This is a genomic window from Solemya velesiana gill symbiont, from assembly GCF_002020805.1.
Lineage (GTDB): Bacteria > Pseudomonadota > Gammaproteobacteria > Chromatiales > Chromatiaceae > Sedimenticola_A.
Genome location: NZ_MPRJ01000032.1, coordinates 1 through 23,269 on the forward strand (window position 1 = coordinate 1; position 23,269 = coordinate 23,269).

Consider the following 23,269-nt stretch of genomic DNA (forward strand, 5'->3'; position numbering starts at 1 on the left):
GTGCCAAGCCATTCCAGTGGACCAAGAGTGCTGAGAAAATTATTGCCTCGGTGAATAGGGCAAAGAATGCGTTGCCGAATTAACCGCATGGCCCGCTAGTTACCGAATACTGCCGTAGGTGACAAAGCCTACTTCTCAAACGGGCGTCGGGAGTGGGTCGTTGGCGAAGACAGCGATACCATTCTATGGAAGCGCACTGGCAGCCGTTCCTATAAGCGTTTGCGAAATATCCTTCTTCCTGACTTGGAGTACGAAAGCCGCACCAGGGTTTCGAGCAACAGCATCGATCTTGAACGCGATGCTTTATGGCCGCTGGAAGTCGGAAACGAAAAGCGTTTCGGTGCTCAGGTCAGCTACCTGAATAAAGAGACAGGTATTCAGTCCAGGTATGACCGTATATGGGACTGTGAAGTCGACGGTACGGAGAAGCTCTCTGTTTACGCTGGTACGTTCGAGACTTACCGGATTACCTGTGAGAGTTACAGCGTCAAGGGGAAACTGAGACAGCGCAGGGTTTGGCACTACGCCCCGGAGATTGAACACTTAGTAAGTCGCTGGGACGATTACGCAGGAAAACGGATCTCCTACCTGGAATTGACGGCCTACCAGCCCTATGTCATCGCTATGAGCAGCAAGTGGAAGAGAAGCTACTGGAAACGCCTGCGCAGGGTTATGGAGAACAACCCGGCCGGGCGGTCCCTCACCTGGCGGGACAAGACGACAGGGACCAGGGTAACCATCACTCCCGTGAGCACCATGAAATCAGCCAATGGTATCTTCTGCAGAAATTTCCGTATGAATATCACCAGCCAGGGAGGTGAAAGATCCGGTGCCGGCCTGGTGTGCCGCGATGAAAAAGGTTATTGGAAGATACCCAGAAGCATCAAATCAGATGAGGGTGTGAAACTCTGATCGGGTTGGTCATTACCCCGTTGTCTTTTTCAGCCGTCCCCGACTTCAATGCAAAGTGCCTGCATCTTTTTTGCTGCATTTGAGAGTGTTCTGCCCTTGTGGGTCACGATGCCGAGCCTTCGGCTGAGTTTTGGTTGCTCGAAAGAGAGGGTCTTCAACTCTTTCTCATGCAGCATGGTCTCCGGCAACAACCCCCACCCCAGGCCGATGGTCACCATCATTTTTAATGTCTCAAGATAGTTGGTGGCCATGCCGATTGTTGGGCTCAACTCCAGAGGTTCAAGACTCTTTTCCAGGACCTCTCGCGTATAGGTACCCTCGGTAGTCAGCACTGCCGGGTATTCAAACAGCTGCTCTAGCGTCACCGATCTTCGCTTTGCCAGGGGATGCTCCTTGCTGATTACGAAGTGCAACGGGTCGTGCCAGATTACCTCTGCCACAAGGTTAGGCGAGGGGTGAGTGGGCAAGGTGACGATGGCCAGTCCAAGATCACCATGCTCGACCGCTGTACAGGCGGTTTCCGAATCCATGAAATGAATGTCCAGGGATACCTGGGGATAGCTCTTACTGAACGTCTTGAGTACGGGTGGCAGTCTGCGCAGGCCGATGTGGTGACTGGTCCCCATGGTGAGACTGCCACTTACCTCTCCGGATATATTGGAGATGTCCCGTCGGATATCCGAGATCTCCAGTTGCAATTTACGCGCTCTTGGCAGCAACAGGCGGCCAGCCTCTGTGAGGGTGACCTTGCGGCCGATGCGATCAAACAGGCGGTTGCCCAGTTCCTCCTCCAAGGCGGCGACCCGCTTGCTGATGGCAGGCTGGGTCAAGTACAGACGGGCGGCCGCGGCAGAGAAGGACTCGGTTTCTGCTACAGCGAGAAAGGCGTTCAGGGCGTTGAAATCCATAGCGGTTACCTGTAATGAAATTCAAGTATATTGTATTCCAAAATGGAATCATAAACATAATAATTATGAATTAGTTTTATAAAATAGAAGGGTCTATGCTTTCCGTTCCATTGAAAGGTGTGAAAGAACCATGAGCGCAAAGACACTCTACGACAAGATTTGGGAAGACCACGTGGTGCGTACCGATGAAGACGGTACAGCCCTGTTATATATCGATCGGCAACTGGTGCACGAGGTGACTTCACCCCAGGCCTTCGAGGGCCTGAGGATTGCGGGACGTAAACCCAGGCGTACCGGCGCCACCATTGCCACCCCTGACCATAACGTACCTACCAAGGGACGTGCTGAGGGTATAGATGATCCCATTGCGCGTCTTCAGGTTGAGACGCTGGATCGCAACTGCGAAGAGTTCGGCATCACCGAGTTCGGCATGAACGATGTGCGCCAGGGCGTGGTGCATGTGATGGGTGCCGAACAGGGCCTGATCATGCCGGGTATGACGGCAGTCTGCGGTGACTCCCACACGGCTACTCACGGGGCCTTCGGTGCCCTGGCCTTCGGTATCGGCACCTCTGAGGTGGAGCATGTGCTGGCCACCCAGTGCCTGATCCAGAAAAAGTCCAAGAACATGCTGGTAAATGTCGAGGGCAAAGTTGGCCCCGGTGTGACCGGCAAGGATATCGTGCTTGCCGTGATCGGTGAGATCGGCACGGCTGGTGGTGCCGGTTACGTGATCGAGTTCGCCGGTGAGGCAATACGCGATCTCACCATGGAGGGCCGGTTAAGTGTCTGCAACATGGCCATTGAGGGGGGGGCGCGCGCAGGTCTCGTGGCCGTTGACGATACCACTATTGAGTACATCAAGGGGCGTCCCTATGCGCCCACGGGTGATATATGGGAGCAGGCTGAAGCGGCCTGGCGTCAGCTCAGGAGTGACGAAGGCGCTCATGTCGACAAGGTGGTCAATATACAAGCCGCGAGCATCAAGCCCCAGGTGACCTGGGGTACCTCCCCGGAGATGGTATTGCCGGTGGACGCCGTTGTGCCCAATCCTGCCGATGAGGCGGATACAGTGAAGGCGGACGGTATGCGCCGTGCCCTGGAGTACATGGGCCTTGAAGCAGGAACCCCGATCAACGAGATTCGTCCCGATCACGTCTTCATCGGTTCCTGCACAAACGGGCGCATCGAAGACCTGCGCGCTGCCGCCGAGGTGGCAAAAGGTCGTAAGGTAGCTGACAACATTGTCCAGGCCCTGGTGGTGCCGGGTTCCGGACTCGTGAAGCAGCAGGCCGAGGAAGAGGGGCTCGACAGGATCTTTATCGAGGCGGGTTTTGAGTGGCGCGAACCGGGCTGCTCCATGTGCCTTGCGATGAACGCCGACCGGCTCAGTTCCGGTGATCGCTGTGCATCCACGTCGAACCGCAACTTCGAGGGGCGGCAGGGGCAGGGGGGTAGAACCCACCTGGTTAGTCCCGCTATGGCTGCAGCCGCGGCAGTAGCAGGCCGTTTTGTGGATGTTCAGGATTTGTAGGACGCAGAGTTCAAGAGGCTAATCCCTCAAGAAAACTTTGTGTTCAGAACAATGAGATTAGAGATATGGAAAAATTTGTGACTTTCACCGGTGTTTCAACCCCGTTGGATCGTTCCAACGTGGATACCGATGCGATTATTCCCAAGCAGTTCCTGAAGTCCATCAAGCGCACAGGGTTTGGGCCGTACCTGTTCGACGAATGGCGCTACCTGGATCACGGCGAGCCGGATATGGACTGCACCAATCGTCCGCGCAACGAGGAGTTCGTGCTCAACGATCCCCGCTACCAGGGTTCCTCGGTACTGTTGGCCAGGGATAACTTCGGTTGCGGTTCATCCCGTGAACATGCGCCATGGGCGCTGGAGGATTACGGTTTCAAGGTGATCATCGCGCCCAGTTTTGCAGACATCTTTTTCAACAATTGTTTCAAAAACGGCATTCTGCCCATCAAGCTGGACGAAGCCGTGGTGGATCGCCTGTTCAGCAAGGCAATGGGTGAGGAAGCCCTCGAGATCACCGTCGACCTGGAAGCCCAGCAATTGAGGATGGCGGATAGTGAAACCATCACCTTCGACGTGGATGAGTTCCGCAAGCACTGCCTGTTGGAGGGGCTGGACGATATTGGCCTGACCCTGCAGCACAGCGAAGAGATCAAGGCGTTTGAAGCAAAGCGCCGGGAATCCGCCCCCTGGGTGTTCAACGATTGACATTTGACAGGACGCAGGACCTGCACGTGAGCACACTGCGTTTTAAAAATCAAAAAAGGCATAGAAGCAATGAGCAAGAATATTCTGGTTTTACCCGGTGACGGTATCGGTCAGGAGATCGTGGCCGAGGCGGTGAAGGTGCTGGCCTGTCTGCGTGATGACTATGGTCTGGACATCGATATGGACGAGGCGCTGGTGGGTGGTACTGCCTACGACGCAACCGGCACGCCTCTGCCACAGGTCACCGTCGATATGGCGAAAGAGGCCGATGCTATTCTGCTGGGTGCGGTCGGCGGCACCCAGTGGGAATCACTGGACATCTCGGTTCGCCCAGAGCGTGGCCTGTTGGGTCTGCGCAAGGAACTGGGCCTGTTCGCCAACCTGCGTCCGGCCCTTCTCTACCCCCAACTGGCCGATGCATCCACCCTCAACCCCGAGGTGGTCTCCGGCCTGGATATGATGATCGTGCGCGAACTGACCGGCGGTATCTATTTCGGTGAACCCCGTGGTGTACGTGAACTGGAGAACGGCGAGAAGCAGGGCTACAACACCCTGGTGTATAAAGAGTCCGAAGTGGATCGCATCGTCCGCGTGGCCATGGATATCGCCATGAAGCGCGGCAAGCGTGTCTGTTCCGTGGACAAGGCCAACGTGCTGGAGGCCACCGAGATGTGGCGTGAAGTGGCTATCCGTGTGGGTTCCGAATACCCCGAGGTGGAGCTTTCACACATGTACGTGGACAACGCCTCCATGCAGCTGGTGCGTGCACCCAAGCAGTTCGACGTGATGGTTACCACCAACATGTTCGGCGACATCCTCTCAGACTGTGCAGCCATGCTCACCGGTTCCATCGGCATGCTGCCCTCTGCCTCCCTGAACGAAAAGGGGCAGGGCATGTACGAACCGATTCACGGTTCTGCTCCCGATATCGCAGGACAGAATGTTGCCAATCCCCTGGCCACCATCCTCTCTGTCGCAATGATGCTGCGCTACTCCCTGGATGAGCCGGAGATGGCCGACCGCATCGAGAAGGCGGTGGAAGTGACCCTGGATGCCGGGCTGCGTACCGCGGACATCATGTCTGATGGCATGAAGCAGGTGGGCACAGAGGAGATGGGCGACGCCATTGTCGGGGCGCTGCGCAATCAATAATGCAAAAAACCGTAGAGACTCGGGAGCTGCGGGGATACAATCAATTGTTTGGTTGAGCCCCTTCCCGGGGTTCCGGTTGTTACAGTGGAATCAGTTTACAGGTAGACGAAGGCAATGAAACGCGTAGGTTTTGTCGGTTGGCGCGGCATGGTCGGATCCGTTCTCATGGATCGCATGCGTGAAGAGAGAGACTTTGACTTTATTGAAGAGCCGGTCTTTTTCACCACCTCACAGGTAGGGCAGCAGGGCCCGGATATCGGCAAGGATATCCCGCTGCTGAAAGATGCCAGTGATATCGACGAGCTCAAGACCATGGATGCCATCGTCACCTGCCAGGGTGGTGACTACACCAAGTCTGTCTTCGAGAATCTGCGCAAATCCGGTTGGGATGGCTACTGGATCGATGCGGCCTCTGCACTGAGGATGGCTGATGACAGCGTGATCGTTCTCGATCCGGTCAACCGTGACGTAATCGACGCAGCCCTGGCTCAAGGCAAGAAGGACTTCATCGGTGGTAACTGTACCGTGAGCCTCATGCTGATGGGTCTTGGCGGGCTGTTCCAGAACGACCTGGTGGAGTGGATGACTGCCATGACCTACCAGGCGGCCTCCGGTGCCGGTGCACGCAACATGCGTGAACTGCTCAACCAGATGGGCCACCTGCGGGATGCCTCGGCAAGCCTGCTGGACAATCCTTCATCAGCAATCCTGGATATCGACCAGGTGGTAACGGAGGATATGCGCAGTGAAGGCTATCCTACCGACAACTTCGGTGTGCCCCTGGCGGGTAGCCTCATTCCCTGGATCGATGTGGCCCTGGAGAATGGCCAGAGCAAGGAGGAGTGGAAAGCCGTTTCCGAGACCAACAAGATCCTTGGACGCAGCGACAATATCATCCCCATCGATGGCACCTGTGTACGTATCGGCGCCATGCGCTGCCACAGCCAGGCACTGACCATCAAGCTCAGAAAGGATGTGCCCGTCGACGAGATTGAACAGATGCTGGGCGAGGCCAATGAGTGGTCCAAGATGGTTCCCAACGACCGGGAACTCACCATGCGTGAACTGAGCCCTGCCAAGGTGACGGGTACCCTGAGCATACCCGTGGGTCGTCTGCGCAAGATGAACCTGGGCAGCGAGTATCTCAATGCATTTACCGTGGGTGACCAGCTTCTGTGGGGTGCCGCAGAGCCTTTGCGCCGCATGCTGCGCATCCTGCTTGAAGATTAATCATTAAGAACCTGCTAGCTTAAAGCCTGCCCGCCATGATTGATGGCGTGGCAGGCTTTTCTTCTTATTGGCTCCATGTAGAGGAAACCGTACTTTATGGCTGATAGAACTTTTAATGTTGCTGTGGTGGGCGCCACGGGTGCCGTAGGTGAGGCAATGCTGTCCATCCTGGCAGAGCGGGAATTTCCGATAGGGGAGATATACGCCCTGGCCAGCAGCCGCTCTGCCGGCAAGAAGGTGGAGTTCGGCTCAAAGATGATTACGGTCCAGGACCTCGCCGAGTTTGATTTCACCCAGGTCCAGATCGCACTCTTTTCCGCCGGTGCCGAGGTCTCCGCGGTTTACGCACAGAAAGCGGCAGAGTCTGGTGCCGTGGTGGTGGATAACACATCGTATTTCCGTTACCAGGAGGATATTCCACTGGTCGTGCCCGAAGTGAACCCGGAGATGGTCGGGGATTACGTCAGTCGTGGAATCATCGCCAATCCGAACTGTACCACCATCCAGATGCTGGTGGCGATCAATCCCATTCACAAGACGGTGGGCGTGAGCAGAATCAATGTCTGTACCTACCAGGCAGTATCGGGAAGTGGTCGTAGTGCAATCGAAGGGCTGGCCCGAGAGACTGCACAACTGATGAATGCCAAACCGATCAAGGCTACGGTTTACCCGAAACAGATCGCATTCAATGTGCTGCCCCAGATCGATCGCTTCGAGGAGAACGGCTACACCCGCGAAGAGATGAAAATGGTTTGGGAGACCCGCAAGATCATGGGTGATGAGTCGATCCAGGTTAATCCTACTGCTGTACGTGTACCTGTCTTTTTCGGCCACTCCGAGGCTGTTCACCTGGAAACCCGTGAGAAAATCACTGCCGAGGCGGCGAGATCGTTGTTGGAGCAGGCGCCTGGTGTAACGGTTCTGGATCAACATGCCGATGGTGAGTACCCAACGCCGGTCACTGAATCGTCCGGTAACGATGCGACCTTTGTCGGGCGGATCAGGGAGGATATCTCCCATCCCAGGGGGCTTGATCTTTGGGTGGTTGCCGACAATGTCCGAAAAGGAGCGGCACTCAACAGTGTGCAGATTGCGGAGATCTTGATAAACGATTACCTGTAACGCCTGTAGAAGAGAATAAGCGCAATGTTGTCAATGAGTTATACTTATTTGGCAGTGTGAATGCCAATAAAGCGGCGGGTTAAGGTATATAGCGTCTGGAATGAATAACATTTTTTGCGTCAACGCTTTTATTTGAACAGTACCAAGTGCATCACGTAAAAACAGAAGCAGACTATTTTTCTGGTCGATAATGTTTGTCAAAAAATGTTTATGTGAGCTATAGTTAGCGAGCAAATATTAAGTTTTTTCTACTCTGTGTTCATCGTGGAGTGGACTTCATCAGTGGATGCCCGGCTCGGGCGTCAGGGGAACTGGTATATGAAGGGGGAGGCATGATCCGTAGAACAACGCTGGCAATTGCTCTTGCACTGGGCATTGCACCGCTGAATGTTAGCGCTCTTGGATTGGGTGATATTCAGCTGAATTCGGCATTAAATCAGTATCTTGATGCGGACATCCGGTTGTTGTCGGTAACCAAGGACGAGATCCAGAATGTACGGGTGAACCTGGCGTCTGCAGAGGCTTTCGAGCGCGCAGGTGTCGAGCGGTCGTTTATTCTCACCAAGCTGCGCTTCAAGCCTGAGTTGCGTCCAGACGGCTCCGCTACTGTACGTGTCAGCAGCCGGGATCCCATCCGCGAGCCCTTTCTCAACTTTCTCGTGGAGATCAACTGGCCCAAGGGTAAGTTGGTCAGGGAGTACACGGTACTGCTGGACCCTCCGGTAACCCTCGATAGAAAACCGGCGCCGGTGGCAGCACCAAAAGCCACAATGGCACCCACTCCCAAGCCTGCTCCTGTTACCAGGCCACAGCATGGAACGGAATCTGTCGTCAGTGGGAGTGATGTTGCATGGGCAGGGGATGCGGAAGTTGCCGATGAATATGGCCCTACCCAGCGCAATGACACCCTGTGGGGCATCGCCAAGAAAGTGAGGCATGAAGGCGCCTCCATGCAGCAGGCGATGATCTCGCTGTTCAAGGCAAACCCTCAGGCATTCAGCAACAACAACATCAATAATCTGAAAGTGGGACAGATCATTCGCGTCCCAAAGCGGGATGAGATGGTCGGGATGAGCCGTCGGGGGGCTCAGCAGGTCTATAGTGAACATCTCAATGCCTGGCAGGCGGATCGCGCCCCGAAGGTCGCTGAAGCTCCGAAACCCGAGCCTGCAGCCCCGGAAGCTGAAGCTGTAGCTGACGAGGCAAAACCGGAAGCTGAACTCAAGATTGCCACTGCCCGCCCTGAAGGTGAGGGAGAGGCAGGCCCCAGTGAGACTGGTGAAGCTGCCCAGACCCTGGAGAAACTCCAGCAGGATCTGGTCCTTGCCCAGGAAGAGAAAGAGAGTGCACTCCAGGAAGGTATTGAACTGAAATCCTGGATCAGCGATCTTGAGTCGCAGCTGGAGGATCTTGAAAGGCTGTTGACACTGAAGAGTGAACAGCTTGCCCAGTTGCAGGCTACTGCCACTTCAACTACGGAACCAGCCGCTCCTGAGCCGGCACCGGAAGCTGCTCCAGCAGTAGCCGAAACCAAGCCGGAGCCCGCTCCTGCGCCAGCACCTGTTGCCGAGGCAAAGCCTGAGCCCAAGCCGGCAGTAGCCGAACCCCCCAAACCCCAACTCACTGCAAAGCCGAAGAAGGAACGTGAAAAAGGGTTCATGGAAAAGGTTATGGAAGATCCGACCATGCTGGGTGTCGGTATTGCGGTTGTGGTCGTCCTGTTGGCCCTTGTCTGGGTTGTCATCAGTCGCAGGCGTTCCAGCAGTGCGGATTCCCAGGAGAGTATTCTCGTCAGTACCATCGACGACACTGACTTAGAGGTCATCGATGAGGCTGAGGGTGTAGAGAAACAGGCAGATGATACTTCGTTCCTGAGCGATTTCTCCCCAAGCGATATCGATGCCTTGCAGGATGAGACCGGTGAGGTGGATCCGCTGGCGGAAACCGACGTGTATATCGCTTACGGTCGTTACCAGCAGGCCGAGGAACTGATTACTCAAGCCATAGAAAAAGATCCTGAGCGCATTGAGTTGCGTCACAAGCTGTTCGAAATTCTGTTCGCGGTCAAGGATGCGGACAAGTACGTCAAATTTGCAGAAGAGTGTAAAGAAGACGGCATCGACAGCAGGGATCCGGCTGCCTGGGAGAAAGTTGTGGCGATGGGCGCACAACTGGCTGCCGGGCATGAACTGTTCGCAGGTTTTGAGGGTGAGGTGCCGGTTGATGTTGAAGCCGCAGCAGCAGAAGAGCAAGCGCTGGAAGAGGATTTCGACCTCGAGGACATCTCAACAGAGCTGGATCTTGAAGTAGGAGAAGAAGGGGAAGAATCTGAAGAGGAGGACCTTGGAGCACTTGAAGCTGAAGCCGAAAGTGCAGATGAGCTTGGTGACCTCGACTTCGACCTTGAAGCCGATACCGAGGAAGCCGATGTCTCCGAAGAGGTTTCCCTGGATTTTGACGAGAGTGAATTCAGTCTGGATCTGGATACTGAAACCACAGAGACTGCCGAAGCGGAAGCTGAAAAACTCGATGAGGGTGAGGTTTCAGCAACTGAAGAGGTCGGTGAGACCGACGAGGTGAGCACCAAGCTGGACCTGGCCCGTGCCTATATCGACATGGGTGACAATGAAGGTGCTCAGGGCATCCTTCAGGAGGTGGTTTCTGAAGGCGGTGACGAGCAGAAACAGGAAGCCCAGCAGATGCTGGACCAGATCAGCTGATACATCCACTTCATTTTAATGAGCCAAAGAGGCGCGCCCAGGGTGCGCCTTTTTGGTTTTATGCTTTAATGAGCCGCGTTTACGGTTATAGAGAAAGGGTAGGGTTAACTTAGATGCGCCTTGCAATGGGGATTGAATACGACGGTTCCCGATACCACGGCTGGCAGATCCAGGAGGAGGGTGTCGACAGCGTCCAGAATCAACTGGAACAGGCTATATCGAAAGTGGCCAATCACCCGGTATCCGTTCAGTGTGCGGGACGCACCGATACCGGGGTGCATGCCACGGGACAGGTGATCCACTTCGACTCCGAGTCGGTCAGAACAGAGCGTAACTGGTTGCTGGGCACCAACGTCAATCTGCCATTCGATATCAATGTGACTTGGGTCAAGCCGGTGTCCGATGATTTCCATGCGCGCTTTTCAGCGCTGGACAGAAGCTACCGTTACGTGATTCTCAACCGTAAGTCACGCTCCGCAATCTGGCGCGACCGAGCTGTCTGGGTGCACCACGACCTGGATGTTGAGCGGATGGCTGAGGCGGCGAAGCACCTGGTGGGAACACATGATTTCTCTTCATACCGTGCCCTGGGTTGCCAGGCGAAGAGCCCGGTGAGGACCGTCTCGCAGCTGGACGTGACACAGGAGAAAGACAGGATAATCATCGAAATCTCCGCCAATGCGTTCCTGCATCACATGGTGCGCAATATTGCCGGTGTGCTGATCGCCATCGGCAAGGGTGAACAGTCTACCGACTGGTCCCGCGAGGTACTTGAGTACCGGGACCGCACCCTCGGTGGCGTGACGGCACCTCCACAGGGACTGTTCCTGGTGCAAGTGGGTTATCCCGAAGAGTATGAGTTGCCGGAAAATCCGCCATTTTAACTCCTGGTTGATATTTATCTCTTTTGGGCCGAATTGCTTCCGCAATCCGGCATGATCCTGTATCTTTATTCGCTCTATGAGATACCGGGCAAAAATTTGCGGAATCACCCGCCCTGAAGATGCGCTTGAAGCGGTATGCCAGGGTGCAGACGCCATTGGCTTGGTGTTCTATCCGCCCAGCCCAAGAGCGATCTCCATCGAACAGGCCGCACAGATCGTAAAGGGGTTACCGCCCTTCGTTACGGTTGTAGGTTTGTTCGTCAATGCCACCGCCGAAGAGATAAACGCTGTGCTCTCAGGGGTGAGGCTCGATCTGTTGCAGTTTCATGGTGATGAAACACATGAGGCGTGCATCCGTTACGGGAAGCCCTTCATCAAGGCCATACGGATGAGAGAAGGGGTCGATCTCTACAAGGAGCAGAAAGCCTATCCCGATGCTGCCGGGCTACTGTTGGATACCTACCAGAAAGGTGTTCCCGGCGGTACCGGGGAGCGGTTCAACTGGGAACTTATCCCTGCAGACCTGGCTGGCGGTATTGTGCTTGCCGGGGGGCTGAGCCCGGAGAACGTGGAGCAGGCAATTAACAGCGTCCATCCCTATGCCGTGGATGTCAGTGGCGGGGTGGAACTGAATAAAGGCATCAAGGATTCAGAGAAAGTTGCGGCGTTTATGCGAGGAGTAAAACGTGCCAACCAGTAAGCAGACAGATTTTTCCGCAATGCCCGACGATCGGGGTCATTTCGGTGCCTATGGCGGCATGTTCGTGGCGGAAACCCTGATGGAGCCCCTCGAGGAGCTGCGCCAGGCCTACGAGAAGTACATGCAGGATGAGACCTTCCTGGCAGAGCTGGATGCCGATTTGGCTCACTATGTCGGGCGGCCTTCCCCCATCTACCACGCCGAGCGCCTGAGCCGCGAACTCGGTGGTGCCCAGATCTACCTCAAGCGCGAGGATCTGAACCATACCGGTGCCCACAAGGTGAACAACACCATCGGCCAGGCGCTGCTGGCCAAGCGCATAGGCAAGACGCGCATCATTGCGGAGACCGGGGCAGGGCAGCACGGTGTGGCCACGGCCACCGTGGCGGCACGCCTTGGGCTGGAGTGTATCGTCTACATGGGCTCCGTGGACATGGCAAGACAGGAGGCCAACGTCTACCGCATGCGTCTGCTCGGCGCCGAGGTTGTTGGTGTCGAGTCCGGCTCGAAGACCCTGAAAGACGCCCTCAACGAGGCGATGCGGGACTGGGTGACCAACATCGACAATACCTTCTACATCATCGGCACGGTGGCGGGTCCTCACCCCTATCCGGCCATGGTGCGTGACTTCCAGGCCGTGATCGGACGGGAAGCGCGGGAGCAGATGCAGCAGCAGGCGGGGCGCCTGCCCGATGCCCTGGTGGCCTGTGTCGGCGGCGGCTCCAATGCCATCGGCCTGTTCCACCCTTTTCTCGAAGACCAGGATGTTGCGATTTACGGTGTAGAGGCCGCCGGTGACGGGTTGGATACAGGCAATCACGCTGCGCCACTGTGCGCCGGCAAGCCGGGCGTACTGCACGGTAACCGCACCTACCTGATGGAAGATGACGACGGCCAGATCATTGAGACCCACTCGGTCTCTGCCGGTCTCGACTATCCCGGCGTCGGCCCCGAGCACGCCTGGCTGAAGGATATAGGGCGCGCCAACTACGTGGCGGTTACGGACCAGGAGGCGCTGGATGCCTTTCATCAGCTGACCCGTATCGAGGGTATCATTCCGGCCCTCGAGTCGAGCCATGCTTTGGCCTATGCCGCCAAGCTGGCGCCCACCATGGACAAGGACAAGATAATCCTGGTCAACCTCTCTGGCCGGGGAGACAAAGACATGCACACTGTAGCGGCAGTGGATGGGTTGGAAATATGAGCCGTATCCGTGGACGTTTTGAAGCATTGAAAGCCCAGGGCAGAACCGCCCTGGTTCCCTACGTGACTGCCGGTGATCCAAACCCGGAGGTGACCGTTCCCCTGATGCACGCCATGGTGGAGGCGGGGGCCGACATCCTGGAACTGGGTGTACCATTCTCCGATCCCATGGCAGACGGTCCGGTCATCCAACGCGCCAGCGAGCGAGCCCTGGAACACCATGTGAGCCTGCGCAACGTGCTGGAGATGGTGCGCAGCTTCCGCGAGAAGGATGCCGACACGCCCGTGATCCTGATGGGCTATCTCAATCCCATCGAAATCATGGGTTACGAGACTTTCGCCGAAGCAGCGTCCGAGGCCGGTGTCGACGGTGTGCTGACTGTTGACATCCCGCCGGAAGAGTCAGAAGAATTTCTGGCCGCCCTTCGTCCCAGGGAGCTCGACCCCATTTTTCTGCTTGCCCCCACAAGCACAGACGAGCGCATCAAGCGCATCTGCAATGCGGCCAGCGGTTTCGTCTACTACGTCTCGGTGAAGGGCATTACCGGTGCCGCCAATCTTGCCGTGAATGAAGTGGCTGCAAAGGTGTCAGAAATCCGCAGTGTCACCGACTTGCCCGTGGGCGTTGGTTTCGGTATCAAGAACGCCGAAACCGCGAAAACGGTTTCAACCATTGCAGATGCCGTCATCGTGGGCAGTGCACTGGTAAGCCGTGTGGAAGCGCTGGCCGATCGTCCTGATGAGATCGCTCCGTCCCTGGCTGAGTTGCTTTCCGGCATGCGCGAGGCGATGGATAGCGAATAAGTGCATCTCGCCTTCGCGCGCCGTACAATAGACCGTTAAACAACAATATCCCGGCTGCCCTGCCATGGGGTGGCCTGATGAGAGAGATAGGATTTGAACCATGAGCTGGTTTGAGAAACTGATGCCAAGCCGCATTCGCACCGAGGGCAGCGCCAAGCGTGCCGTGCCCGAGGGTCTGTGGGCAAAGTGCCCGGGATGCGGTGCAATCCTTTACCGTGCGGAGATGGAGCGCAACCAGGATGTCTGTCCCAAGTGCAGCTACCATAACCGTATGGGTGCCAGGAGACGCCTCGACCAGTTCCTTGATCCGGAACCCCGGGAAGAGATCGGCGAGAATCTCGCACCCACCGATCCGCTGAAATTCAAGGACAGCAAGAAATACAAGGACCGTATCACCCAGGCCCAGAAAAAGACCAGTGAGAAGGATGCGTTGGTTGTGATGCGTGGCCAACTCAAGGGTATGGACCTGGTGGCTGCCGCGTTTGAGTTCAGCTTCATGGGCGGATCCATGGGTTCGGTTGTGGGTGAGCGCTTTGTTCAGGGGGCCAACGTCTGCCTGGAGCGCGAAATACCCCTGGTATGTTTCTCCGCCAGTGGCGGTGCCCGCATGCAGGAGTCGCTCTTCTCCCTGATGCAGATGGCCAAGACAAGTGCAGCCCTGAATAAAATGTCCAAGCGTGGCATTCCCTTCATCTCGGTGCTGACTGATCCCACCATGGGCGGTGTATCCGCAAGCTTCGCCATGCTGGGCGATGTGAACGTGGCTGAGCCCAAGGCCCTGATCGGCTTTGCAGGTCCCCGCGTTATCGAGCAGACCGTGCGGGAGAAGCTGCCCGAAGGCTTTCAGCGCAGCGAATTCCTGCTGGATCACGGTGCGGTGGATATGATCGTCGACCGTCGCGAGATGTGCGATGAGTTGGGGAAACTGATCAGCGTGCTGACACACCAGGCCAGTCTCGCGGAAGCGTCCTGATAACCCCCCGGAGTTTCCTAACCACTCTCCAGGGGTGAGAGGGTATTCGCGAGATGGCAGCAATGCGTTTTAATACCCTCCAGCAGTGGCTCGACTGGCAGTCGGAGCTGCATCCCAGTGAAATAGAGCTCGGGCTGGAGCGCGTCTCGGCGGTCTGGTCCCATCTCCACGACCAGGCGTTTTCCGTGCCCGTGGTAACCGTTGCAGGAACCAACGGCAAGGGCTCCTGCGTGGCCATGCTGGAAGCCATTGCCAGGGCAGCAGGTTACAGGACCGGTTGTTACACATCACCCCATCTCATCCGCTATAACGAGCGTATTCGCCTGGATGGTGAACAGGTTTCCGACGAACGGATCTGCCAGGCCTTTCAGCGGGTGGACGAAGCCCGCCAGGACCAGCCCCTGACCTATTTCGAATTCGGGACACTGGCCGCCCTGGACATCTTTGCCACCACTCAACTCGATCTGGTCATCCTGGAGGTGGGATTGGGCGGCCGACTGGATGCGGTCAATATCATCGACCCGCACGTTGCCCTGATCACCACCGTTGATATCGACCATTCCGATTGGCTTGGGGAGACCCGCGAGGCCATCGGCCGGGAAAAGGCCGGTATCATGAGGCCAGGGATACCCGCAATCTGCGCCACACCTCGACCCCCGGTTTCCGTTCGTGAGCATGCCCAGGCCATTGATGCCCAGCTCTTTGTGGCGGCTGAAGCATTTGGTTTCAAAGTGGAAGAGCAGGGGTGGTCATGGTGGTCGCAGAAGCGGCGTCGCCACTCCCTGCCTCAGCCCTATCTGCGCGGCAACTTCCAGTTGCAGAATGCAGCAGCGGTGCTCATGGCCTTCGAGGCATTGGCCCAACGGCTGCCGGTGGACCAGCCGGCCGTAAGGGCCGGTCTTCAGGATGTTCGAGTACCCGGCCGTTTCCAGATACTGGGTCGCGATCCATTGGTGATTCTCGATGTGGCGCATAATGCCGAGGCCGCATCAGCCCTGGCTTCCAACCTGGGTGATCTCTTCTGCAACGGCAAAACCTGCGCTGTGTTCGCCATGCTGGCTGACAAGGATCTCCACCAGGTGGCCTCGATCATGAAGCCGCGGGTGGATGAGTGGTTCTGTGCGCCGCTCTCAGATGCCAGGGCGCTGGAGATTGGTGCGCTTTCATCTGGACTTGCAGAGGCAGGGGTTGCAGGCACCGCAATTGCCCAGTGCGGAACCCTGGGTGAAGCCTATGAGCAGGCCAAAGCCTGTGCGGGTAACGATGGACAGGTAGTGGTGTTTGGCTCGTTTCTCACTGTCGGTGGCATCCTGGAACTGAGTGGGGAATAATTTGTCGATTCAGAAGCGGGTCGCTGAGAACGCTGGCCTGTTATAATCCGTAATTGTCTTAATTCTGAGGAATCTAGCTTGTGGACGAGGGTCTGAAAAAAAGATTGATCGGGGCAACGGTGCTGGTATCACTGGTGGTGATATTCGTGCCCATGCTTTTGGATAAAGAGCCGGTTATCGATACCGGCATTCATCGCAGCAATGTTCCCCCGAAGCCGGATAATGGTTTCTCTTCCCGGGTTGTACCTCTGCAGTCCGAAGACTTGAGCAAACCGCCTGCGGATCTGATTCCTATCGAGCGCGAGGAGGTTGCCGCAACCGAGCAGTCCACTGAAGCGCCAGGCACGAAAGATGCCGCACCTTCGGTCTCCAACGAACCGGCCAGCGAAGAGAAGCCGGTGCAGAAGCCCCAGCAGCGGGTCGGCCTGTCGGCCTGGGTGCTGCAGGTGGGTAGTTTCTCCAATCGTGATAATGCGGAAAAACTGGTCAAGGAGCTGAAAGGTAAGAATTTTGCCGCTTTCCTGGAGCAGGTAGAACTGAAGGGCCGTACCCTGTTCCGTGTACGCGTTGGGCCCGAAATAGACCGCAAGCGGGCAGAGCAGATGCTCAAGCAGCTCAACCAGGTGCTCAAGGAGAAGAAGATCAAGGCTACCCTGAAGAGCTACCCCTAATCACCTGTTGGGGCGGGACACCAGATCAGAGATCCTACTTCCGGTTGCTAATTTCTCTTCTTCATCCGTCCCGGCTTTGATAAAATCCCCTTTTTCACATTGGGATTCCGACGCTCACCGTTATGCTGCCTCAAATCCGCAAAATCACCAGTGACAGAAGCAACTGAATGATCTGGATAGATTACGCCATCATCGGCATTATCGGATTGTCTGCGTTGATCAGTCTGATCCGCGGCTTCATCAGCGAAGCGCTCTCACTGGCAGTCTGGGTGCTTGCCTTCTGGGTCGCCTGGACCTTCTTTCGGGAACTCTCCGTGCAACTGGACTTGTTTTTGTTTACTGTGCCGTCTGTTCGTCTTGGAGCGGCCTTTGCCATTCTTTTTATCGCGACCCTGATGCTGGGTGCCCTGATCAATTTCCTCGTGGGGCAACTGGTCGAAAAAACCGGGTTGAGCGGTACAGATCGACTTATCGGGATCTTCTTCGGTGCAGCGCGGGGGGCGGTATTGATCGCCATTCTCGTCCTGTTGGCAGGACTGACGCCGTTTCCGAACGATCCCTGGTGGAAGGAATCACACCTGATCGTCTATTTCCAGGAGCTGGCTATATGGCTGAAAGAGCTGTTACCGGCTGATATTGGAGAAAAGTTCAATTTCGCCTGAACCTTGTTTTAGAGCGGGATGGTTTTAACAGACCCTAGGGTAGCTTGAATATGTGCGGCATTGTTGGAATCTTCGGGCACAGCCCGGTCAACCAGGGGCTCTACGACGCTCTGCTTGTGCTTCAGCATCGTGGGCAGGATGCGGCTGGCATCGTGACACTGGAGGGTAACAAGCTCCACCTGCGCAAGGACAATGGCCTGGCGAGGGATGTGTTTCGTACCCGCCACATGATTGACTTGCGTGGCGAGATGGGTATAGGCCATGTGCGTTACCCCACGGCAGGCAGCTCCTCATCCGCAGAGGCCCAGCCTTTCTATGTCAACTCGCCTTTTGGCATCACCCTGGCCCATAACGGCAACCTGACCAATGCCGATGAGTTGAAACTGGATCTCTACCGCGAGGACCTGAGGCACATCAACACCACCTCCGACTCCGAAATCCTGCTCAACATCTTCGCCCATGAACTCCACTTCCTGGGGAAATTGCGCATCAACGAACAGGATGTGTTCAAGGCGGTTGCCGCCGTGCATCGGCGCTGCAGGGGCGGGTATGCCGCAATCGCCATGATCAACGGTTATGGCATGCTGGGATTCCGCGATCCTAACGGCATACGGCCGGTGGTGTTCGGCAAGCGGGAAAGCGACCAGGGAACCGAGTACATGATCGCTTCCGAGAGCGTCGCCCTCGACTCGCAGGACTTTGAACTGGTAAGAGACCTGGATCCCGGTGAGGTGGTGTTCATCGATATGCAGGGCAAACTGCACACCTTCCAGTGCGCCGCCAATACGCAGCACTCGCCCTGTATCTTCGAGTTCGTCTATTTCGCTCGTCCGGATTCCATCATCGACGATATTTTCGTACACAAGGCACGCTCCAGGATGGGCTCCAAGCTGGCGGCCAAGATTCAGCGCATCTGGCCCGACCACGATATCGACGTGGTGATACCCATTCCCGATACCAGCCGCACCGCCGCCCTTGCCCTGGCCAACAGCCTGGAGATCAAGTATGCGGAAGGATTCATCAAGAACCGCTATATCGGCCGTACCTTCATCATGCCGGGTCAGCAGGTGCGAAAGAAGTCGGTGAAGCAGAAACTCAACCCCATCGATTCGGAGTTCAAGGGCAAAAACGTGCTGCTGGTTGACGATTCCATCGTTCGCGGTACCACTTCACAGCAGATCGTAGAGATGGCCCGCGATGCCGGCGCCAACAAGGTCTATTTCGCATCTGCTGCGCCTCCAGTGCGCTATCCCAATGTCTACGGTATCGATATGCCTTCTGCCAGTGAACTGGTTGCCCACGGTCGTACCGAGCAGGAGGTACAGGAGATCATCGGTGCCGATCACCTGTTTTTCCAGGACCTTGACGACCTGATTGCAGCTGTGAAAAAGAAGGGGAAGTCGTCCGTGGAGTCGTTCGACACCTCGGTGTTCGACGGCGTCTATGTCACGGGTGATGTCAGTGATCAGTACCTGGAGCAACTTGAGCTGCTCCGGAGTGATTCGGCGAAAAAGGGGAGGGAGAGTACCAATTCCAACCTGCTGGGAATATACAATAACGAATAGTTGACACGCTCCCTGTCAAACCCTAACCTTTGTTCAAGTGCTGATTTGTCTCAGATTGCGGGCGCTATAGAAATGCAGCTAAAGCGAGGAAACCCGGCTTTGGTTGCAACCGAGCGGGTTTTTTTGCGCAGGGATGCGCTTATGTCGCGTGAGGTAAGGATGCCGGGAGCGGCTTTGTCCGGTTTTCGGACCGGTGATGTATCAAGACGGATAGAGAGCCATGAGTAACGAGATTGATGGCTGGGGCCCGGCCACCCTCGCAGTACGCGCAGGCCAGGAACGCACCCAGGAAGGGGAGCACTCCGAGCCCATTTTTACCACCTCCAGTTTTGTCTTTGGCAGTGCAGCGGAAGCTGCGGCCAGGTTCGGCGGTGATGAGCCCGGCAACATCTATTCGCGCTTCACCAATCCAACGGTCAGGACCTTTGAGCAGCGTCTGGCCGCCCTGGAAGGTGGAGAGAGTTGTGTGGCCACGGCAACCGGGATGGCGGCCATTATGGCTACCTGTCTTGGGCTGCTTGAGGCCGGGGATCACGTGGTCTGTTCCAGAAGCGTCTTCGGCACCACCACCGTGATGTTCAGTAAATATCTCGCGAAATTCGGTGTTGAGACCGATTTTGTCTCCTTGTCGGGCCTGGATGCATGGGAACAGGCCATACGGCCCAACACCAAGCTGTTGTTCCTTGAAACCCCCTCCAATCCCCTCACCGAGATGGGGGACATTACAGCGCTGTCCCAGCTGGCCCATGCCAGGGGTGCACTGCTGGTGGTGGACAACTGTTTCTGTACACCGGTGTTGCAGAAGCCCTTGGAGTTGGGAGCAGATATCGTCATTCACTCCGCAACAAAGTACCTGGACGGCCAGGGCCGCTGCATGGGGGGGGGCGTGGTGGGCGACAGCAAGCTCGTCGGAGAGGATGTCTTCGGTGTACTGCGCTCGACAGGGCCTACCATGAGCCCATTCAACGCCTGGGTTTTTCTCAAGGGACTTGAGACACTGAAGCTGCGCATGGAGGCGCACTCCCGAAATGCACTTGCATTGGCACAGTGGCTGGAGTCCCAGGAGGCTGTGGAGCGGGTTTACTATCCAGGATTGAAGAGTCATCCCCAGTTCGATCTGATGCAGCGGCAGCAGACAGCCCCGGGCGGTATCGTGTCATTCGAAGTGCGTGGAGGGCAGGCATCAGCGTGGAAGGTGATCGATTCCACCCGCATGCTGTCGATCACTGCCAACCTCGGTGATACCAAGACAACCATTACGCACCCGGCAACCACCACCCACGGCAGGTTGTCCGATGAGGAGAAAACGTTGTCGGGAATCAGCGATGGCTTGATCCGCGTTGCCGTGGGCCTGGAGGAGATCGATGATATCCAGGCTGATCTTCTGCGTGGTATTTCGACACTCTGAATGGGCGAACACTTGAAGGAGAAGTGGGACAGGCGGTACGCTGCAGCCGAAGGGACAGGTGACATCGCCTGGGTGCTGGAGGAGAATCGCCACCTGTTGCCGTCCCACGGGGAGGCCCTCGATCTCGCAAGTGGTCTTGGCGCCAATGCCCTTGCCCGCGCGGGTCTGCAGGTTTCAGCCTGGGACATATCGCCGGTTGCCATCGATCGTCTGCGTGAGATTGCAGAGAAGCAGGGCGTATCACTCTCTGCAGAGGTTCGGGATGTCATCGCATCGCCACCGGAGCCTGCATCCTTTGACCTGATCCTGGTCAGCCACTTTCTCGGCCGTTCTCTCATGCCGGCCATCACCTCAGCCCTGCGAAAGGGTGGGCTACTCTTTTACCAGACGTTCACCCGGACCAGCGTGACCGACGAGGGACCTTCGAATCCCGACTTCCGGTTGGCAGACAACGAGCTGTTAAATCTCTTCGGGGAGTTGAAGATCCGGGTCTATCGGGAAGAGGGCGTGTTGGGTGATACATCGAAAGGATGGCGTGACAGGGCGATGCTGGTTGCAGAAAAAACGGTTTAATCAGGGCCAGGATAGTGCCTGTAATGAAATCGTGGTAATAATAGATTTTTCGATGCCACATTCGATTAGTGCTAACAGGCCCTAGGAGAAAAGCATGAATGCAGCCACTACCCGAATCCGTGTTCGTGATGTCATGAAAACCGATTTCGCGATCATAGACGGGAAAGCCACCATCTACGAAGCGCTGAACCTGATGAAGCAGTACCGAACCTCGGTGTTGGTGGTGGACAGGCGTCATGAAGATGACGAGTATGGACTGCTGCTGGTATCTGACATTGCACGCCAGGTTCTGGCCAAGGACCGTTCCTGTAAACGGGTCAATGTCTACGAGGTGATGAACAAGCCGGCAGTCTACGTAGAGCCTGAAATGGACATCCGTTATTGCTCCCGGCTGTTTGCGCGGTTCGACTTGGTACGTGCCCTGGTGGTTGAAGACAACAAGGCGCTGGGCACCATCAGTCCCAACTCCCTGGTGCTTGACGGTATGTTCGAACTCGAAGACAGCTGAGCATGCTCAATTAGTGCATCGGTTGATTTCTCTCGATATATCCAGGCAGCCTCCATGTTCCATTGCCTATCGTCCGTTTATCTATACTCCAGGTATCCTGGTTGTTAATGGTCTTTGTTGATGCTGGAGCGGATACGGTTCCGATTAGCCATCCCTGCTGAAACCTATCTCCGCCATTACCGGGGAGATGCCCACGCGGTGAGTGTGATTGCTGAAGATGGCCGGCGTATCCAGTTTCCAGCGACGGTATTGAGAGGATTTGTGAGCAGTGAAGGGGTGTACGGGCGCTTTGAACTGGTCTTCAACGAGCAAAACAAGCTGGTAGAGATTTTAAAAATCTCCGAGTGACTATTTCTTAAATCAACCCCATGACACGGTGCCGGGTTAATCCTGGTCGAAATGACCTCAATCATTTCGCAAGTGCCTAATGCGGGGCGACTTCCGGTAATATAGGGTTAACAGCCAAACGATGGGAGATGAGCCCAAGTGTGTATCGGTATACCTATGCAGATTGTGGTACAGCGCGAATTCACTGCTATCTGCAGGGGGCGCAATGGTGAGCAGGAGGTCAATACCATGCTCATCGGCCCCCAGTCTGAAGGTACCTGGATTCTCAATTTCATAGGTTCTGCCCGCGAGGTGATAACCGAAGAGGATGCCAGGAAGCTGGAGAGTGCCCTTGATGCACTCGACGCTGTGATGCGGGGTGAGGAGGAGATCGACGTGGAGACCTATTTCCCGGATCTGGCCAGCGGCAATCTGCTGCATGGACAAGTTACTGCCGGAGATAAAAAGAAGCGCACGGGTTGACCTCAATTCAGAGGGTTTAAAAAAGGAGTGGCAGTATGGCAAACAGCATTCGTGGTATCCAGACCGAGAAGAATCTGCTCGCTGCCTTTGCAGGCGAATCCCAGGCTCGAAATCGTTATACCTACTTTGCGGGTGCGGCAAGAAAAGAGGGCCTGGTGCAAATCTCCCATATTTTTATGGAGACCGCAGACCAGGAAAAGGAGCATGCCAAGCGCTTTTTTAAATTTCTGGAGGGTGGTGATCTTGAAATTACAGAGACTTTTCCCGCTGGCAAGATAGGGACAACCCTGGAGAACCTCAGGGCAGCTGCCGCAGGCGAAGAGCATGAATGGACAGAGATGTATCCGGCTTTTGCAAAGGTGGCAAGGGAGGAGGGGTTTCCTGAAGTCGCTGCTGCTTTCGATGCCATATCAATCGCTGAAAAGCAGCATCGGAAACGTTACAAGGATCTGGCTGACAACCTTGAGGTGGGAAAGGTTTTCAAGCGGGACGGCAAGGTGGTGTGGCGCTGCTGCAATTGCGGTTACCTGCACGAGGCTGAAGAGGCTCCCAATCTCTGTCCTGCCTGTCTTCATCCCCAGGCCCATTTCGAACTGCTTGGTGAGAACTGGTAAACTTTTTTCTGATCGTTGGATATCACCTGCTTTTCCGGGGTAGGGCAGGTGACCTGCGTATAATGATTTCAAACAGGTTGAATCAATTTCACAAACCGTGGTCCTACCTCCAGGTTATCATTTCTTTTATTTTCCACGGCGGTAATTGCAGCCGATGAGGATCGCGTGGGCCCCTTTGTACTAGCCCGAATATTTCATCCGTTGGCCAGATTTCGGCAAGGAAGCAGGGAGGTGAGCCCCCTTGAAGGAGAAAAGGCCAATCGGTGACCAGAAGAGGG

Annotated in this window: 23 protein-coding genes; 22 read left to right on the forward strand and 1 reads right to left on the reverse strand. The window is 56.0% G+C overall.

Features of this window, described 5'->3' with window-relative positions:
- Positions 1–219: 219 nt before the first annotated feature.
- The gene (locus BOW53_RS06345) at positions 220–912 is read left to right on the forward strand and encodes an RT0821/Lpp0805 family surface protein (protein WP_078486853.1); all 693 of its coding nucleotides are present in this window, start codon (positions 220–222) and stop codon (positions 910–912) included.
- Between the two features lie 29 nt (positions 913–941).
- Here BOW53_RS06345 and BOW53_RS06350 read toward each other — a convergent pair whose 3' ends face one another.
- Positions 942–1,820, reverse strand: a complete 879-nt coding sequence (locus tag BOW53_RS06350; RefSeq protein WP_078486855.1) for a LysR family transcriptional regulator — start codon at positions 1,818–1,820, stop codon at positions 942–944.
- Between the two features lie 130 nt (positions 1,821–1,950).
- Here BOW53_RS06350 and leuC point away from each other — a divergent pair, with 130 nt between their 5' ends.
- From leuC to rbr, 21 genes are all read left to right on the forward strand, one after another.
- Entirely contained in the window at positions 1,951–3,354 is a 1,404-nt protein-coding gene (gene leuC, locus BOW53_RS06355) for a 3-isopropylmalate dehydratase large subunit (RefSeq protein WP_078486857.1), read from the forward strand.
- A 65-nt stretch (positions 3,355–3,419) separates the two neighbouring features.
- Positions 3,420–4,061 carry a 3-isopropylmalate dehydratase small subunit gene (gene leuD, locus BOW53_RS06360; RefSeq protein WP_078486859.1) on the forward strand — a complete coding sequence of 214 codons (642 nt, stop codon included), beginning with the start codon at positions 3,420–3,422 and terminating at the stop codon, positions 4,059–4,061.
- 69 nt (positions 4,062–4,130) lie between these two features.
- Entirely contained in the window at positions 4,131–5,213 is a 1,083-nt protein-coding gene (leuB, locus tag BOW53_RS06365) for a 3-isopropylmalate dehydrogenase (protein ID WP_078486861.1), read from the forward strand.
- Positions 5,214–5,327: 114 nt separating this feature from the next.
- Entirely contained in the window at positions 5,328–6,443 is a 1,116-nt protein-coding gene (gene asd, locus BOW53_RS06370; RefSeq protein ID WP_078486863.1) for an aspartate-semialdehyde dehydrogenase, read from the forward strand.
- Positions 6,444–6,539: 96 nt separating this feature from the next.
- The gene (locus BOW53_RS06375; RefSeq protein ID WP_078486865.1) at positions 6,540–7,565 is read left to right on the forward strand and encodes an aspartate-semialdehyde dehydrogenase; all 1,026 of its coding nucleotides are present in this window, start codon (positions 6,540–6,542) and stop codon (positions 7,563–7,565) included.
- A 332-nt stretch (positions 7,566–7,897) separates the two neighbouring features.
- Positions 7,898–10,285, forward strand: coding sequence for a motility hub landmark protein FimV (locus BOW53_RS06380; RefSeq protein ID WP_078486866.1), 2,388 nt, complete (start codon positions 7,898–7,900; stop codon positions 10,283–10,285).
- A 113-nt stretch (positions 10,286–10,398) separates the two neighbouring features.
- On the forward strand, positions 10,399–11,169 hold the full coding sequence (gene truA / locus BOW53_RS06385; protein WP_078486868.1) for a tRNA pseudouridine(38-40) synthase TruA: 771 nt from the start codon (positions 10,399–10,401) through the stop codon (positions 11,167–11,169).
- 76 nt (positions 11,170–11,245) lie between these two features.
- On the forward strand, positions 11,246–11,869 hold the full coding sequence (locus BOW53_RS06390) for a phosphoribosylanthranilate isomerase (RefSeq protein WP_078486870.1): 624 nt from the start codon (positions 11,246–11,248) through the stop codon (positions 11,867–11,869).
- 19 nt (positions 11,870–11,888) lie between these two features.
- Positions 11,889–13,073, forward strand: a complete 1,185-nt coding sequence (gene trpB, locus BOW53_RS06395) for a tryptophan synthase subunit beta (RefSeq protein WP_078486872.1) — start codon at positions 11,889–11,891, stop codon at positions 13,071–13,073.
- Positions 13,070–13,876 carry a tryptophan synthase subunit alpha gene (gene trpA / locus BOW53_RS06400; protein WP_078486874.1) on the forward strand — a complete coding sequence of 269 codons (807 nt, stop codon included), beginning with the start codon at positions 13,070–13,072 and terminating at the stop codon, positions 13,874–13,876. Before trpB ends, trpA begins: the two co-directional genes overlap by 4 nt.
- Before the next feature lie 100 nt (positions 13,877–13,976).
- A complete protein-coding gene (accD, locus tag BOW53_RS06405; protein ID WP_078486876.1) occupies positions 13,977–14,849 on the forward strand; it encodes an acetyl-CoA carboxylase, carboxyltransferase subunit beta in 873 nt (290 codons plus the stop codon).
- Between the two features lie 62 nt (positions 14,850–14,911).
- Positions 14,912–16,180: a bifunctional tetrahydrofolate synthase/dihydrofolate synthase gene (folC, locus tag BOW53_RS06410; RefSeq protein WP_078486895.1), complete on the forward strand. Its 1,269-nt coding sequence runs from the start codon at positions 14,912–14,914 to the stop codon at positions 16,178–16,180.
- Positions 16,181–16,260: 80 nt separating this feature from the next.
- Positions 16,261–16,851: an SPOR domain-containing protein gene (locus tag BOW53_RS06415; RefSeq protein ID WP_078486878.1), complete on the forward strand. Its 591-nt coding sequence runs from the start codon at positions 16,261–16,263 to the stop codon at positions 16,849–16,851.
- A 167-nt stretch (positions 16,852–17,018) separates the two neighbouring features.
- The gene (locus BOW53_RS06420; RefSeq protein ID WP_078486880.1) at positions 17,019–17,513 is read left to right on the forward strand and encodes a CvpA family protein; all 495 of its coding nucleotides are present in this window, start codon (positions 17,019–17,021) and stop codon (positions 17,511–17,513) included.
- A gap of 50 nt (positions 17,514–17,563) precedes the next feature.
- Complete coding sequence (gene purF, locus BOW53_RS06425) at positions 17,564–19,078, forward strand: amidophosphoribosyltransferase (protein ID WP_078486881.1); 1,515 nt, start codon at positions 17,564–17,566, stop codon at positions 19,076–19,078.
- A 220-nt stretch (positions 19,079–19,298) separates the two neighbouring features.
- A complete protein-coding gene (locus BOW53_RS06430) occupies positions 19,299–20,486 on the forward strand; it encodes an O-succinylhomoserine sulfhydrylase (protein WP_078486883.1) in 1,188 nt (395 codons plus the stop codon).
- Positions 20,487–21,059, forward strand: coding sequence for a class I SAM-dependent methyltransferase (locus BOW53_RS06435; RefSeq protein ID WP_078486885.1), 573 nt, complete (start codon positions 20,487–20,489; stop codon positions 21,057–21,059). It abuts the gene before it with no gap.
- A gap of 94 nt (positions 21,060–21,153) precedes the next feature.
- On the forward strand, positions 21,154–21,567 hold the full coding sequence (locus BOW53_RS06440; RefSeq protein WP_078486887.1) for a CBS domain-containing protein: 414 nt from the start codon (positions 21,154–21,156) through the stop codon (positions 21,565–21,567).
- A gap of 120 nt (positions 21,568–21,687) precedes the next feature.
- A complete protein-coding gene (locus tag BOW53_RS06445) occupies positions 21,688–21,915 on the forward strand; it encodes a DUF2835 domain-containing protein (protein WP_078486889.1) in 228 nt (75 codons plus the stop codon).
- Between the two features lie 138 nt (positions 21,916–22,053).
- A complete protein-coding gene (locus tag BOW53_RS06450; RefSeq protein WP_078486891.1) occupies positions 22,054–22,377 on the forward strand; it encodes a HypC/HybG/HupF family hydrogenase formation chaperone in 324 nt (107 codons plus the stop codon).
- 35 nt (positions 22,378–22,412) lie between these two features.
- Positions 22,413–22,991 carry a rubrerythrin gene (rbr, locus tag BOW53_RS06455; protein ID WP_078486893.1) on the forward strand — a complete coding sequence of 193 codons (579 nt, stop codon included), beginning with the start codon at positions 22,413–22,415 and terminating at the stop codon, positions 22,989–22,991.
- Positions 22,992–23,269 lie beyond the last annotated feature (278 nt).